Source organism: Novosphingobium sp. PASSN1 (assembly GCF_002278815.1).
Genome location: NZ_NKIS01000007.1, coordinates 171,920 through 185,544, shown reverse-complemented (window position 1 = coordinate 185,544; position 13,625 = coordinate 171,920). Strand labels below are relative to the sequence as shown.

15 protein-coding genes and 1 tRNA gene are annotated in these 13,625 nt (G+C 65.0%); 9 read left to right on the top strand and 7 right to left on the bottom strand.

Annotated features, from left to right (window positions below):
- Positions 1–90 precede the first annotated feature (90 nt).
- Positions 91–495: a PilZ domain-containing protein gene (locus tag CFE35_RS13490; RefSeq protein WP_292931174.1), complete on the bottom strand. Its 405-nt coding sequence runs from the start codon at positions 493–495 to the stop codon at positions 91–93.
- A gap of 175 nt (positions 496–670) precedes the next feature.
- Here CFE35_RS13490 and CFE35_RS13485 point away from each other — a divergent pair, with 175 nt between their 5' ends.
- Positions 671–1,978: an adenylate/guanylate cyclase domain-containing protein gene (locus CFE35_RS13485; RefSeq protein ID WP_292931172.1), complete on the top strand. Its 1,308-nt coding sequence runs from the start codon at positions 671–673 to the stop codon at positions 1,976–1,978.
- Here CFE35_RS13485 and CFE35_RS13480 read toward each other — a convergent pair.
- Genes CFE35_RS13480 through aroA form a run of 3 tightly spaced genes read right to left on the bottom strand, consistent with a single transcriptional unit; the run spans position 1,975 to position 4,456 of the window.
- Entirely contained in the window at positions 1,975–2,463 is a 489-nt protein-coding gene (locus CFE35_RS13480) for a GNAT family N-acetyltransferase (RefSeq protein WP_292931170.1), read from the bottom strand. The genes CFE35_RS13485 and CFE35_RS13480 overlap by 4 nt on opposite strands.
- 8 nt (positions 2,464–2,471) lie before the next feature.
- Positions 2,472–3,098 carry a d(CMP) kinase gene (locus CFE35_RS13475; RefSeq protein ID WP_292931168.1) on the bottom strand — a complete coding sequence of 209 codons (627 nt, stop codon included), beginning with the start codon at positions 3,096–3,098 and terminating at the stop codon, positions 2,472–2,474.
- Positions 3,095–4,456 carry a 3-phosphoshikimate 1-carboxyvinyltransferase gene (aroA, locus tag CFE35_RS13470; RefSeq protein ID WP_292931166.1) on the bottom strand — a complete coding sequence of 454 codons (1,362 nt, stop codon included), beginning with the start codon at positions 4,454–4,456 and terminating at the stop codon, positions 3,095–3,097. Before aroA ends, CFE35_RS13475 begins: the two co-directional genes overlap by 4 nt.
- A 171-nt stretch (positions 4,457–4,627) precedes the next feature.
- On the opposite strand from aroA, the gene CFE35_RS13465 reads away from it, so the two are divergent.
- From CFE35_RS13465 to CFE35_RS13440, 6 genes are all read left to right on the top strand, one after another.
- Positions 4,628–4,945 (top strand): FYDLN acid domain-containing protein, encoded by a 318-nt coding sequence (locus CFE35_RS13465; RefSeq protein WP_292931165.1) that lies wholly within the window; start codon positions 4,628–4,630, stop codon positions 4,943–4,945.
- A gap of 171 nt (positions 4,946–5,116) precedes the next feature.
- A tRNA-Ala gene (locus CFE35_RS13460) sits at positions 5,117–5,192 on the top strand.
- Between the two features lie 224 nt (positions 5,193–5,416).
- Complete coding sequence (locus tag CFE35_RS13455; RefSeq protein ID WP_292931163.1) at positions 5,417–6,016, top strand: hypothetical protein; 600 nt, start codon at positions 5,417–5,419, stop codon at positions 6,014–6,016.
- Positions 6,017–6,020: 4 nt separating this feature from the next.
- Positions 6,021–6,737, top strand: a complete 717-nt coding sequence (locus CFE35_RS13450; RefSeq protein WP_292931162.1) for a hypothetical protein — start codon at positions 6,021–6,023, stop codon at positions 6,735–6,737.
- Between the two features lie 43 nt (positions 6,738–6,780).
- Entirely contained in the window at positions 6,781–8,103 is a 1,323-nt protein-coding gene (locus CFE35_RS13445; RefSeq protein ID WP_292931161.1) for an Hsp70 family protein, read from the top strand.
- A complete protein-coding gene (locus tag CFE35_RS13440) occupies positions 8,100–8,561 on the top strand; it encodes a GreA/GreB family elongation factor (protein WP_292931159.1) in 462 nt (153 codons plus the stop codon). Before CFE35_RS13445 ends, CFE35_RS13440 begins: the two co-directional genes overlap by 4 nt.
- A 20-nt stretch (positions 8,562–8,581) precedes the next feature.
- Here the strand turns inward: CFE35_RS13440 and CFE35_RS13435 are convergent, their stop codons facing one another.
- Together CFE35_RS13435 and CFE35_RS13430 are read right to left on the bottom strand one after the other, a co-directional pair.
- Positions 8,582–10,033, bottom strand: coding sequence for a hypothetical protein (locus tag CFE35_RS13435; RefSeq protein WP_292931158.1), 1,452 nt, complete (start codon positions 10,031–10,033; stop codon positions 8,582–8,584).
- Between the two features lie 287 nt (positions 10,034–10,320).
- Positions 10,321–11,244, bottom strand: coding sequence for a 2OG-Fe(II) oxygenase family protein (locus CFE35_RS13430; protein WP_292931157.1), 924 nt, complete (start codon positions 11,242–11,244; stop codon positions 10,321–10,323).
- Positions 11,245–11,324: 80 nt separating this feature from the next.
- Here CFE35_RS13430 and CFE35_RS13425 point away from each other — a divergent pair, with 80 nt between their 5' ends.
- Both CFE35_RS13425 and CFE35_RS13420 read left to right on the top strand, forming a co-directional pair.
- Positions 11,325–11,759, top strand: coding sequence for an EVE domain-containing protein (locus tag CFE35_RS13425; RefSeq protein ID WP_292931156.1), 435 nt, complete (start codon positions 11,325–11,327; stop codon positions 11,757–11,759).
- 139 nt (positions 11,760–11,898) lie between these two features.
- Complete coding sequence (locus CFE35_RS13420) at positions 11,899–12,147, top strand: hypothetical protein (protein WP_292931155.1); 249 nt, start codon at positions 11,899–11,901, stop codon at positions 12,145–12,147.
- A 40-nt stretch (positions 12,148–12,187) separates the two neighbouring features.
- On the opposite strand, the gene CFE35_RS13415 is transcribed toward CFE35_RS13420, so the two are convergent.
- A complete protein-coding gene (locus CFE35_RS13415) occupies positions 12,188–13,516 on the bottom strand; it encodes an MFS transporter (RefSeq protein ID WP_292931153.1) in 1,329 nt (442 codons plus the stop codon).
- Between the last annotated feature and the right edge of the window lie 109 nt (positions 13,517–13,625).

Genomic DNA, 13,625 nt, shown 5'->3' with positions numbered 1-13,625 from the left:
TTCAATTTCCGCGTCGGGCCTGCGCCCTCACTGCGGAAGCGCTGGCCCTTAGCGGGTATCGATGAAGATGCAAGGTGAAATCGCGGCGGTTCAGGCCGCGTGGCGCGCTGGCGGCACGGCAGGCTTCGCCTGTGCCGCCATGTCGGCTTCTGGTCGGCCAAGTTCCAGCCGCTGCAGATGCCCGATGGCGAAATCCGCCACAAGGTTGGCAAATACGTTCTCGTGCAGCGGCATTTCGAATTCGAGCCCGGAGGTCTTGTCCTTCGACCACACGACGAAGGCCAGGCGCGGGGCCAGTTCGGGCAGGAACAGCAGCACCGTATCGCCGATGCGCTGGCGGGGAATGCCCTCGATCCGTGCGCCGTGTGTGGTCATGTCCTTAAGCATGACCGTTGACCGGGTGAGGCCGTGCTTGCAGCGCACCGGCAATTCAAATCCCACGCGGCGGGCGCGCCGCTGGTTGATATGCTCAACGCCTTCGAACTCTTCGAACATGGCCTGCTCCTGCGCCGGGTGTTTACCACATGCATTGAGAACGGCAGCCTGCGCCCCGCCTTCAGTCCCTACGCAAAGATGCGGTATTAATGCGCTATTTGGTCCGGATCGGGTTATTGTCTTTCCTGTAAGGTTCGGGGATTAAGGAGCACGGGGTCAAGGAGGGGAGGCACATGTGCCGGATGCATCAGGCAGCGCGATCGCGATGAGCCGGCCGGGGCTGTTCAGCCGCTTCGCCGATGACCAGACCGAGCGCCGCTATTCCGAACGCGCGCGCACGCTGCGCCTGCCGTTCGTGCGGCTTTACGGCGTGATCTTCATGGTCGTCGCGCTGGCCTATTCGATCGTGAACCCGATATTCCTGGCGTCGGTAGACAACGCACAGCTTGCGATCATGCTCGGGCTCGCGCTCTTAACATGCGGCGCTTACATCGGCACGACTTTCTGGGACGGTTACGTCCGGCATGCGGTGATCGATTTCATTGCGCTGCTGGCACTGTCCATCCTTGTGGGCAGGATCAATGTCCTGCTGATGGAGCATCTCGCCAGCCTCAATCAGGGGCTTCACGTTATTGGTGTTATCAACAAGCTCATCATCGTGGCGTTCGCGGCGGTAACCCTTGCGGGAATGCCGCGCAGCTTCCTGATCTGGCTTGCCTGCGATTTCCTGATCTGGTTCGCGCAGATCACAAGCGGCCAGCCGCAGCTTTCAGCGGTGGTCTATGCCGCGCTCAGCTTCAGCAGCGGTGCGTTGATCATGGCAGCCATCAACCTCGCCGTCGGCCGCACCAGCCGCGCCGCGTTCCAGCTGGCGGATTCGCTCGACGCCGAACGCGCGCGCAACGAGGAACTGGTGCTCAACATGCTGCCGCCCGCGGCGGTGGACCGCATCCGCAGCGGGCTGCTGGTGGCTGATTCCTATGCCGATGCCAGCGTGATCTTCATCGACATGGTGGGCTTCTCCACGCTGGCCAAGCGCGTCTCGCCCGGCCACCTCGTCGAGATGCTCAATGGCTTCTTCAACCACGCCGATGCCTGCGCGCGCCAGTTCGGGGTGGAGAAAGTGAAGACCGTGGGCGATGCCTATCTCGCCATCGCCGGGGGCAACGTGGCTTCGGGCAACAGCGCGGATGCGGCCATCGCCTTTGCCCGTGCGGTGATCGCGGGCGTGCCTGAAATGGGCCGCAGCGCCGGGGTCGAAGTGGGGCTGCGTGCGGGCATCCACAGCGGTCCGGTGGTCGGCGGGGTGATCGGCGAAACGCGCATGGCCTATGATTACTGGGGCGATACGGTGAACATCGCCGCGCGGCTCGATGGCACTGCGCCTGCCAACGGCATCGCGATTTCAGAGATCACCTGGCTGCGCGCACGTGATCGCACCGGCTTCGATAAGCCGGTCACGATCAACCTCAAGGGTGTCGGCGATGTCGACGTCTATATCGCGCAGCCGCCGCTGGCGGGGAAGCTGGATGATGCTGCCTAATTCTGGCTGACGTAGCGCATTGCCACGTCGCAGCGGGCATAGCGTGCGCCATAGTCGGCCATGATCCCGCCGTCGTGGCGAAAGCCCAGCTTCTCGTAGAGATGGATCGCCGCTTCGCAGGTGTGGTTGGTCAGCAGGTAGAGCGGATCGGCGCCGATTTCAGCCGCGCGCCGGATCACCGCCTCCAGCAGGAAAGCGCCCGCGCCGGTGCCGCGCGCGGTCTCGCGCACGCCCATCTTGGTCAGCTCGTAACCGCCGCCGCCCGTGGGCTTGAGTGCGCATGTGCCGACCACGCCCAGCCCTTCGGCCTCGACGAACAGGATCACCCCGCCCGGCGCGATGATCTTCTCGCGCGGGTTTTCCAGCACTTCGCGGTCGACAGGTTCGAGTACGAACATCGCCTCGATCCACTCGGCGTTGATGTCGTGGAAGGCCTGCGCCAGCTCGTCGCTGAATTCGCGGATGGTGAGGGCGGGCCTGATCATCGGGATGTTCATCGGGCGGTAACCTGCTGTTCGACAAGGGCGATAGCCGCCGCGATGGCGGCATCGATGGGCAGCGCGGAGGTATCCAGTAGCGCCGCGCCTTCGGCCTGGCGCAGCGGGGCAGCAGCGCGGCTGCGGTCGCGCTCGTCGCGCGCGGCGAGGTCTGCCTCGATGTCTTCGCGTGTCATGGTCTCGCCGCGCTTCTGCATCTCGGCCCAGCGGCGCTGCGCGCGGGCGGCCACGCTGGCCGTGACGAACAGCTTGGCTTCGGCCTCGGGCGCGATCACCGTCGCGATATCACGGCCATCGAGGACAGCACCGCCCGGCTGGCGGGCAAAGGCCTGCTGCCGCGCCAGCAGCGCCGCGCGCACCGCCGGATGGATCGAAACCCGGCTGGCGAGTGCCCCGGTATCTTCGCTGCGCAGTTCATCGTCGCCCAGCAGGCCTTCGGGAAAATCGGCAGCCGCCAGCGCGTCAGCGGGATCATCGGGGTTGCCGCCGTTCAGGAGCACCTGCCGCCCAACCGCCCGGTAGAGCAGCCCGGTATCGAGGTGCGGCAGGCCGTAATGCGCGGCCAGTGCCTTGGCGATGGTGCCCTTGCCCGAAGCGGTCGGCCCGTCGATGGCGATGATCATTCGCCAGTCGCCTGCGAAAGGAGGCTTTCGAACACCGGGAAGCTGGTGGCGATGGGCCGCGTGTCGTCCACTTCCACGCCGGCGCGGCTGGCGAGGCCCGCCACGGCCATGCTCATGGCGATGCGGTGATCGAGGTGCGTGGCGACCGTCGTGCCGTCTGGCGTGCCGGGCAGCGGATCACCGCCGGTGCCGTCGATGATGAGGCCGTCCTCGGTCTCGGTCACGCTCGCGCCCGCCAGCTCCAGCGCGGCGCGCATCACCGAGATGCGGTCGCTTTCCTTGACCCGCAGTTCCTCGAGGCCGGTCGTCACCGTGCGACCGCTGGCAAGCGCGGCGGCCACGAACAGCACCGGAAATTCGTCCACCATGCTCGGCACTACAGCGGGATCGACGGCAATGCCGGTGAGCGCGGAATGCCGCACGCGCAGGTCTGCCACCGGCTCGCCGCCCACCTCGCGCCGGTCCAGTTCCTCGATCTGCCCGCCCATCGCGCGCAGCACATCGAACAGCGCCGCGCGCGTGGGATTGAGGCCGACGTTCTCGATTCTGAGGTCCGATCCCGGCACGATCAGCGCCGCCACCACGAAGAACGCGGCGGACGAGGGATCGCCCGGTACGACGATGGTCTGGGGCTTGAGATCCGCCTCGCCCGTAAGGCGGATCGTGCGCGTGCCGTCTGCGGCCACTTCAACGGTGAGGTCCGCGCCAAAGCCGCGCAGCATCCGTTCGGAATGATCGCGGGTGGGGATCGGTTCGATCACGGTGGTGATGCCCGGCGTGTTGAGCCCGGCCAGCAGCACCGCGCTTTTCACTTGCGCCGAGGCGACGGGAAGGCGGTAGGCGATCGGCACGGCAGGCGCGATTCCGCGCAGGGTGAGGGGGAGGCGGCCACCGGGTGCCGCCGTGAAATCGGCGCCCATCTGCGAAAGCGGTTCGATCACGCGGCCCATCGGGCGCTTGGAAAGGCTGGCATCACCGATGAAGGTGGCCGTAATCGGATGGCTGGCGACAAGGCCCATCAGGAGCCGCGTCGACGTGCCCGAATTGCCCATGTCGAGCGCGGTCTTCGGCTGCAGCAGGCTGCCCACGCCGACGCCGTCGATCACCCATTCAGTGCCATTGGCTCCATCCGGCTGCCGTTCGATGGTGGCCCCCATCGCGCGCATCGCGGCGGCGGTGGACATCACGTCCTCGCCCTCCAGCAGCCCGGTTACCCGCGTGCGGCCCACCGCCAGCGCGCCGAGCATGATCGAGCGATGGCTGATCGACTTGTCGCCCGGCACCCGGATCCGGCCGGTCAGCGGCCCGGCGGCGCGGAAGCGGCGGGGGCGCGGGGCGGATGTTTCGGCTGAATGCACGGTGGCAGGTCTTTCCGGGGTCTGATGCGTCTGGAACGGGCGCGCTTTTGACAGCGCCCCGCGCCTATGGCAAGGCGCGCCCCGCGCTTGATTCTATGGGGGCCGCTCCCCATCAAGCAACCTGTTGATGTCCCCGCCAACTGTCGCGGGCGCAAGTTTTAAGGATTTCGCATGGTCAAGCCTGAATGGGGCGCAAAGCATGGCTGCCCGAAGTGTGGCACCCGCTTCTACGATCTGGGCAAGGACGACCCGGTCACCTGCGTCGAATGCCGCTACAGCTGGACGCCGGAGCCGGTGCTCAAGTCGAAGCAGCCGATCCCCTATGAAGAGATCCAGAAGGAGAAGGCCGACGCCGTGCCCGACGTCGATCTGGCCGACGAGGATCTCGACATCGACGAAGATGCCGATTCGCCCGACAACGACGTCGATCTTGGCGGCGATGATGATCTCGGCGTTCCCGGCCACGACGGCGAGGACGAGGAAGTCTGATTTCCTTCGTGTGCTGAAGCGCCAGCGGCATTCCCGCACGGCGCTTCAGCCGCGAATCTGCGCAGGCAAAAAATGTGTTGCCAGCGCGCCGGGCCTCGCATAAAGGCCCGGTCCTCCGGAGCGAACGCACCGGGCAGCAGTGCCTCCAGCGGCACTTGTCTGAAGAATTGTGGGGCCTTAGCTCAGCTGGGAGAGCGCCTGCATGGCATGCAGGAGGTCAGCGGTTCGATCCCGCTAGGCTCCACCAATTCTTCCCTTTTCCCAATCAATTTGGCTTTTTCGATCCGGTGCAAATGAGCCGGGCGGAATGTTCGCGCCATTGACGCACATCACACCCCTGCCTAGGCATTTCCGCTATCGGGTTCAGCGGCGATACAACCTTCGCCGTATAACAAAGGCCATGCGGCGTTACGGTTGTCTCCACGGCGAAGGGGGCAGGGCGCGGCGCGCAGATCAGGGGTGCCATTGGTGATGAACACGTTCCGTCCTTCCGTCCGCCGGCTCAGCGCGGCCTTCGCCGTTCTCTCGAGCGGCGCCCTTGTCGCGACCAGCGCGGCCGCGCAGTTCGGCGGGTTCAGCATCCCTTCGCTGCCCAGCGTCTCCTCAAGCTCGTCTAAAAGCTCCGATGGCTGCCCCAAGGGCAAGAGTAAGAGCGAAGGCTCGGCGGTGCTGGGCGGGCTGATCGGGCAGGGTCTGGGCCGCGCAGCGGGTTCTGCCGGGGTCTCCAGCTATTTCCCCATTGCCGATGTGGCGGGCACGCTCACCAACGCCATCGCCTGCCGGCTCGATCCCGCTGAGCAGCAGCAGGCCGCCAACGCCACGATCACGGCGACGCGCGGCGAAGCCGGCGATGCTGCGCCGCCGCCGGTCGGTGCGTCCTCGTCATGGACCTCGGAAACGCGCGAGAACGTGTCGGGCACATCTACCGTGGTCGCGCGCAATGATAATGACCGCGGCGGCATGCAGTGCATCACCGTCAGCGACGTGATCATCGTCAATGGCGAGGAAACCAACGCCGACAAGCGCATGTGCCGCAAGCCCGGCTCGGCGCGCTATTCGCTGATGGCCTGATGGCATGAGGCTGCTGCGCACCCTTGCTCTTGGCGCTGCGGCTACCGCGCTGGTTGCGGCCAAGCCCGCTGCCGTCTTGATGGACAAGGACAATCCTTCCTGTCCCGCCGCGCCCGATTGGGGGCAGGCCAAGGCCATCGCGCTCACACCTGCCGACAGGAACGGCAAGCATGTGCTGATTGCCGATGGCATCATCGATTCTACCCTGCCGAAGCGCCTCAAGGCCGCGCTCGATGGGGATGAGCGGATCGAGGAAGTCTGGATCAAATCGCGCGGCGGCGATGCGCGGGCGGGCAACCAGGCGGGCAAGGTGATCCGCAGCTATCCCGGCATGGTGACCCGCATTCCCAAGGGCTGGACCTGCTTTTCCGCCTGCAACTTCGTGTTCATGGGCGGTGACCGCCGCTTCGTCGATCCGGGCGGCGTGTTCATGGTCCACATGTTCACGCATACCGGTGATCGCGACACGATCGAGATTTCGGTCGAGGAAGGCAGCGCGGAGACCACGCGCCTGATCGGCCAGATCGAGCAGGACAGCGCGTTGCTGGCGAGCGAGGACAACGATTTCCTCATCCGCATGGGCATCAGCCGCAAGTTGCTCACTGAAGTGATGTATCGCCAGCAGGCCGTGGCCACGGCGGCGAACAAGACCACGCGCTATTGTCTCAGCCAGGACGACGTGCGCAAATATAACGTGGTGCCAAAGGAAACCGCAGGCTAGGCGCGACGCCCCACTGCGAATCGCTCTTGAAGGCCCTGCTCCCATGTCTGCTCCTTCATTGCCTATGCCTGCGGTCGGGATCGATTTCGGCACGACCAACTCGGTCGTCGCGCGCACGGCAGGCGATGGCACGGTCCATCTTGCGGAATTTGCCGCCCCCGATGCCGTTACCGCCGTGTTCCGCTCGGCGCTGTGTTTCTGGCAGGAAGACGCAGTGCGCGGCGGACTGGCGCATGAAGCAGGGCCGTGGGCCATCGCTGAATTCCTCGGCTTTCCGCAAGGTTCGCGCTTCCTCCAATCGTTCAAGTCGGTCGCAGCCAGCACAACCTTCGAGCATGCGCAGATCTTCACCAAGCGCCTGCGGTTCGAGGACTTGGGGCGTGTTTTCCTCGATCACCTCACCACCCATGCCGGGGATGCGCTGAAGCAGCTGCCCGAACGCATCGTGGTCGGCCGCCCGGTGCGCTATGTCGGTTCGCGGCCCGATCCGGCGCTCGCAGCCGCGCGCTACGGCGCGATGTTCGCCGGGCTGGGGCGCGAGATCCACTATGTCTACGAACCGCTAGGCGCGGCTTATGGCTTTGCCTCGCGGCTCAGCGAACCGGCCACGCTGCTGGTGGCCGATTTCGGCGGCGGCACGAGCGATTTCTCGGTCGTGCGGGTGGAAGCGCCGGACGCGCCGCGCCGCTGCGTGCCGCTGGCCTCGGCGGGTGTGGGCATCGCCGGAGACCGCTTCGACTTCCGCATCATGGACCAGCTCGTGCTGCCGCTGCTGGGCAAGCGCGGCACGTATCGTTCGTTCGACAAGGTGCTGGAGATTCCTCCCGGCCACTTCGCCGATTTCAGCGACTGGTCGCGCCTTGCCTTGATGCGCAACAAGCGCACGCTCGACCAACTCGGCAAACTGCGCCACGCCGCAACCGATCCCGCCGCGATCGACCGCATGATTGCCGTGGTGGAACATGAACTCGGCTATGGCCTCTACGAAGCGATTGGTGCGGTGAAGCGTGCGCTTTCGGCCCAGACCCACGCCGCGTTCACGTTCGAGGGGGAGGGCCTCTCGGTCAGCGCGGACGTCAGCCGCGCAGACTTCGAACGCTGGATCGCCCCCGATCTGGCCGAGCTGGATGAAGGCGTGGACCGCGTGCTCGCCCGCGCGGGCCTTGCCGCAGACCAGATCGACCATGTGTTTCTCACCGGCGGCTCCTCGCTGATCCCGGCGGTGCGCGGCTTGTTCGAGCGGCGCTTCGGGAGCAGCCGCATTGCCAGCGGCGATGAATTGACCTCCATTGCCCACGGCCTCGCGCTGATCGGCAGCGCGCCCGATCTGGCCGAATGGACCGTGGATGACGGAGAAGAAGCATGAGCGTTGCGTTTCGCCGCGAAGGCGATGACGAACATCTCGAACCCAAGTTCGAGCTGCCGATCCCGCCCGGTCCCAACCTCGTCACCCCGCGCGGCCTTGCGCTGATCGCCGCGCGCGTGGCCGAGCTGGAAGCGGAACTTGCAAAGCTGTCCGATGAAGATGCGATCAAGAAGCACCGGCGCGTGATGCGCTACTGGCTGACTCGGCAGGCCACCGCGCAAGTCATGCCCCCGCCCGCAGGCCCGGCGGTAGCGTTCGGCTCCACGGTCACCTTCCTGCTCAATGGCAAGGAGCGCACGATCACGCTGGTCGGCGATGATGAGGCCGATCCTGCCGCAGGCCTGCTTGCGTTCACTGCCCCCCTCAGCCGCGCGCTGATGGGCGCGGAAGCGGGGGACGAGCTGGATTTCGGCGGCAAGCCCGGCGCCATCGAAGTGCTGCGCGTGGCAGCCGCCTGACAGCGCCGGAGTGCAGCCGTTCAGAGCACGAAATCGGCGGCCTTGAGCGCGATCGAACCGCTCAGCGCGATCCAGAAATCGGCGACCCCGTCGCCGTTCGTGTCACCCTGAACATACGTGGAGCCGCCAGATTGTGCATAGCGCAGTTCGCCCGCCACGTTGCGGAAGGCGGCGGTGCCGATGAAGGCAAACGCCTGGTCTCCGGCAACCGCGCTTTTGGCGTCGACCAGCTTGAGATCGATCCGGTCGGCTTCTGCCTGCTTGAAATCGAAGATGGTATCGGCGGTCGTGCTGGTCTTTCCGCCGAAATCTCCATTCGCGAACACGAAGGCGTCCTTGCCCGCGCCGCCATAGGCCCCGTCCTTGCCCGCGCCGCCGGTCAGCGTGTCGTTGCCCTTGTCGCCGCGGATGGTGTCGTTGCCGATGCCGCCGAGCACGATGTCATCGCCGTCGCTGGCGTAAATGTCGTCTATGCCAGCCCCGCCGTCGAGCGTGTCGTTGCCAAACCCGCCCTGCAGCGTATCGTCTCCGGCCATCCCTGAAAGCACATCGTTGCCGCCATTGCCGATGAGGTAGTTGCCGAAGCTGTTGCCGGTCAGCACGTCTGCGCCCGTGAGTGATCCCGTGAGGCTTTCGAAGTTCAGATAGACATCGCCAGAAGCCCAGCCGGTTGCGGTCAGGCTGCCATCGAGGGCAAATTGCACGCCGCTCGATTTCGAGAAATCGATCATGTCGCTGCCTGCCCCGCCGTCGACCGTTTCGTCAGTCTGGCCGGGCCTGAAGATATCGCTGCCATCGCCCAGATTGACATCACCCATGATCGTGCCGAGCCGGTTATCGATAATGTCACCGTTGACGCCGGTTGCGATGTTACCGACAACCACGCCCCGATTGATCATGATGTTGAATCCGTCGTACAAAGCGATATCGCCATCGATCGTGCCGAAGTTGTGGACCGTGTCATCTCCGATCCCGGAGGAGATCGATTGGCCGAAGCTGGATGTGATGTCGCCATAGTTTCGGATAACCACGCCGTTCCCGCCGGTGGAAATGGCCTCGCCATCCGCCAATATGCTGCCGTAGTTGATGATCTTCGATCGCAGGGTTCCACTGCCGCCGTTGGAAATCGTGATCCCGCGGCCCGCAAGGCTCGAAATCTCGCCATAGTTGATGACAGCGTTGTACTCGCCCGTCAGTCTGATGGCAGTCCCTACTGCCGATACCTGCCCGGTCTTGCCGATTGCAACCGCATTGGAACCCGCGGCATTGCCGGAAACATCGATGTAGATGCCGATCCCACCGGCGAACACCGATCCATCGATCTTGATGGAATGCAGCGTGCCAAGGGCGGTGATGGCCCCATCATCGGCTGAAACCGAGCGAACGCCGGCGGCGACATAGAGATCGTCCGTCGTGCCAAGGTCATGCCGGACGCCTGTACCCGTGAAACTGTCTGCAACTTGCAATGCCATGATCGAAAATCCTCGGTAAGCCGCGCAAACGCGCGGATGTGCCGCCGAAGAATGGCAGCACAGGGTTTGGTCCGGGCGATCCGAAGGATGATCTATCAATTCCTGGACGCTGAGGAGGCTACAACCGTGACCCTGACAGCGGCATGAACTGCGTTGTTCCTTTCACGTTACGCCACGCTGGCAGGAATGTCAGCACCTTGATCACCAACGCGGACGTCATTCCTGAACCGGATTGGTTGTATTGCAGCCATGTGAGAGCGGTGTGACTTGTGTCACCCGTGCAGGTATTATCGGCTCAGCCCGATTTCGCGCAGGCGTTCATGCAGGTACTCGTCCGCCGTGATCGCCGCCGGATAGCGATCCGGGTTTTGAGCGCTGACGCAGCCGGGCAGCGAGGCGATGCGGAATTCGCTGCGCAGATGGAGGAAGAACGGCATCGAATAGCGGCTATGCCCCGCGCGCGCTCCATCGGGGTTGCGCACGCGGTGGGTGGTCGATGGCAGCACATGGTTGGTCAGGCGCTGCAGCATGTCGCCGATATTGACCACCAGCGCGCCGGGCGGGGGCGATGCGGGGATCCAGCGGCCCTCCCGCGTCAGCAGTTCCAGCCCGGCTTCCTCCGCGCCCAGCAGCAGCGTGATGAGATTGATGTCCTCATGCGCCCCGGCACGGATCGCGCCGCCGGTCGTATCGGGCACGGGCGGATAGTGCAGCAGCCGCAGGATCGAATTGCCGCCTGCGATGGCAGGGGCGAACCAGTCCGCCTCCAGCCCCAGCCACACCGCGATGTGCGAAAGGATGCGCGCGCCGATGCGGTCGAATTCGGCGTAAAGCGCGGTGAAGGTCTCGCGGAAGCCCGCCGGTGCTTCGGGCCAGACGTTTGCAGGCATCGCCGGGTCGTTCGCGCCTTCGCGCCCCACGTGCCAGAATTCCTTGAGATCGTGCACGCGCGCGCCCTTGGCGATTTCGGTACCGAAGGGCGTGTAGCCGCGCTGCCCGCCGCCGCCCGTCACGTGCCCGCGCCGCTTCTCCGCCTCGGGCAGGGCAAAGAACGCGGCGGTCAGTTCCCACCCGCGCGCCACCAGCGCCGGATCGAGGCCGTGGTCCGCCACCAGTGCAAAGCCGAAGCGCTGGAAGCTTTCGCCCAGGCCTCGCGCCAGATTGCCCGATGGGGCGGCGAGCGACAGCACGGGGAGCGTTTCGGGGTTCATGGCTTGCACGTGGTCCGGTTGGAGGTATGGGCCGCTAAGAGCTTATCGGCGATGGCATATCGCCAATCGGGGACCAGTGCATGACCAAAATCGCGCTTACCGACCAACTCTGGCTGATGAAGTCCGAACCCGACGTCTACGGCTGGGATGACCTGATCGCCGAGGGCGAGGGGACATGGGACGGCGTGCGCAATCACCTTGCCGCGCGCAACTTGCGCACGATGGCGGTGGGCGATCTGGCGTTCTTTTATCATTCCAACATCGGCAAGGAGATCGTGGGCATCGCCCGGATCAGCGTGGCCGGCCTGACCGACCCGACCGATCCCGAAGGCAAGTGGGCCGCGGTGAAAGTGCAGCCGGTGGCCAAGCTGAAGGCCCCCGTCACGCTCGCTGCGATCAAGGCCAATCCGGCGCTGGCTGAGATGGACTTGCTGCGGCTTTCCCGGCTTTCGGTCTCGGCGGTGCGCGCGGCGGAGTGGGATATCGTGCTGGAAATGGCGGGCGGAACGGTCTGAAGCGCGGGTAAGAGGAGGTGCCGGCCAGGCACCGGGCCAAGCACTGGGGCTGTACCGGATCGGAACACTCCCGCGATGGCAGCCAGAACGGCTGATTCGCAGGCTCCCTGCGTGGTAAATAAAGCGTTACCACGAGGGCATGTTCAAACGTCGCGCTGCCAATCCCGATCTTGCCGGCCATCCGTTCCGGCGCACACTGCCCGCGCATGTGCTGCGCCCGCTGCCCCTGTTCGAGCCGGAAGTGGAAGCTGCGATGAAGGCGCTGCACCTGCCCGAAGGCATGCGCTCCCCGCCGGTTGATCCGGGGCGCATCACGCTGCAGGACGTGAAGGATTTCCTCCTCGCCTACTGCGCGTGTTTCGCGGCGATATCGGCGTTTATCTTCTGACCTTCACGTGCCTTCGCAGGTGCGCATGGCCGCGCTTGCGCTATTCGAACGTGTGCTCGGTCTCGCCCACATGCGCCAGTTCGGCCTTGTGCAGCACCCGTGCCAGCCATGCCGCGATCAAGCACATCGCCGCGCCCAGCAGCAGCTGATCGGCCAGTGCCACGCCTGCGGCACTGAGGCTGACCGCGATCAGCGAGCCGACGACCATTGCGCCGGCATTGACGATATTGTTCGCCGCAATCGTGCGCGCGGTCTCCGCCTTGTCGACCACGGTGGTCAGGAAGGCATAGAGCGGCACGACGAACATGCCGCCGGAAATGGCAATGCCCAGCAGGCTCAGCAGCAGCGGCACGGCCAGCGGTTGGACCACGAACTGTGCAACATTGAGCAGATCGGGTCCGACCGCCTGATGCCACATTTTGCACACCACGTGGAAGGCGATGATAAAGCCGCCCATCACGATCACCGCAGGCGGGCCGAAGCGGGCCGAAACAGTGCCCTTGAGGAGGTGATTGATCGAGACCGAGCCGATGGCAACGCCGATCGAGAACACCACGAGGAACAGGCTCGCCACTTCCTTGCTGGCGGAAAGGACGTTCTTGGCGAGCGGCGGGAACTGGATGAACAGCACCGCGCCAATCGTCCAGAAGAAGCTGATCGCCGCAATCGCCAGGAATACGCGCGGGTGCCGCGTGGTCATCCGCACCAGGGTGATCGAGGAGCGGACCACATGGAAATCAAGCGGCACCGGCTCCATCTGCGAAGGCGCTGTCGGCACGAACTGCGCGGTGATGAAGCCCACCACCGCGGTGCCGATGCAGATCAGCGCGGCCCATTCCACCGGAATCCAGCCCGCGAAGATCGTGCCCGCCAGGATCGCGATATAGGTCCCCGCCTCGACCAGGCCGGTGCCGGCCAGCACTTCCTCGGGTTGCAAATGCTGCGGCAGGATCGCGTATTTGATCGGGCCGAAGAACGTGGAATGCACGCCCATCGCCAGCAGCGCGGCCAGCATCAGCGGGATCGCCACAATCTGCACCGCGATGCCCCGCCAAGCGAGGAACAGGCCCGCAGCGCCAACGATCATGATCCCGATTTCAGCGGCCTTCACGATGCGGATGATCCGCGCCTTGTCCCGCATATCGGCCAATTGGCCCGAAAGGGCGGACAGCAGGAAGAACGGCAGGATGAACACGGCCGAGGCAATGGCGGAAAAGCGCGCTTCGGCCGCTTCCGAATTGTACACGGTATAGACCACGTACAAGATCATCGCGTTCTTGTAGAGATTGTCGTTGAACGCGCCGAGGAGCTGGGTGGCGAACAGCGGCAGAAAGCGACGTTTCCGTATGAGCAGCGCAGTGGTTGTCATTCGGGTCAGGCCAGCCTTCGCATACTTGTGGGTTTTCCATAGCGCCCTGCACGAAGCGGGCAAGGGGGCATGGCCGGGGCAACTTGCGGTTTCTTCGCGCGCCCAACCT

Coding starts and splice junctions, on each gene's coding strand:
- CFE35_RS13490 (WP_292931174.1), bottom strand. CDS start 495: ATGTTCGAAGAGTTCGAAGGCGTTGAGCATATCAACCAGCGGCGCGCC.
- CFE35_RS13480 (WP_292931170.1), bottom strand. CDS start 2,463: ATGATCAGGCCCGCCCTCACCATCCGCGAATTCAGCGACGAGCTGGCG.
- CFE35_RS13475 (WP_292931168.1), bottom strand. CDS start 3,098: ATGATCATCGCCATCGACGGGCCGACCGCTTCGGGCAAGGGCACCATC.
- CFE35_RS13465 (WP_292931165.1), top strand. CDS start 4,628: ATGGTCAAGCCTGAATGGGGCGCAAAGCATGGCTGCCCGAAGTGTGGC.
- CFE35_RS13455 (WP_292931163.1), top strand. CDS start 5,417: ATGAACACGTTCCGTCCTTCCGTCCGCCGGCTCAGCGCGGCCTTCGCC.
- CFE35_RS13450 (WP_292931162.1), top strand. CDS start 6,021: ATGAGGCTGCTGCGCACCCTTGCTCTTGGCGCTGCGGCTACCGCGCTG.
- CFE35_RS13445 (WP_292931161.1), top strand. CDS start 6,781: ATGTCTGCTCCTTCATTGCCTATGCCTGCGGTCGGGATCGATTTCGGC.
- CFE35_RS13440 (WP_292931159.1), top strand. CDS start 8,100: ATGAGCGTTGCGTTTCGCCGCGAAGGCGATGACGAACATCTCGAACCC.
- CFE35_RS13435 (WP_292931158.1), bottom strand. CDS start 10,033: ATGGCATTGCAAGTTGCAGACAGTTTCACGGGTACAGGCGTCCGGCAT.
- CFE35_RS13430 (WP_292931157.1), bottom strand. CDS start 11,244: ATGAACCCCGAAACGCTCCCCGTGCTGTCGCTCGCCGCCCCATCGGGC.
- CFE35_RS13425 (WP_292931156.1), top strand. CDS start 11,325: ATGACCAAAATCGCGCTTACCGACCAACTCTGGCTGATGAAGTCCGAA.
- CFE35_RS13420 (WP_292931155.1), top strand. CDS start 11,899: ATGTTCAAACGTCGCGCTGCCAATCCCGATCTTGCCGGCCATCCGTTC.
- CFE35_RS13415 (WP_292931153.1), bottom strand. CDS start 13,516: ATGACAACCACTGCGCTGCTCATACGGAAACGTCGCTTTCTGCCGCTG.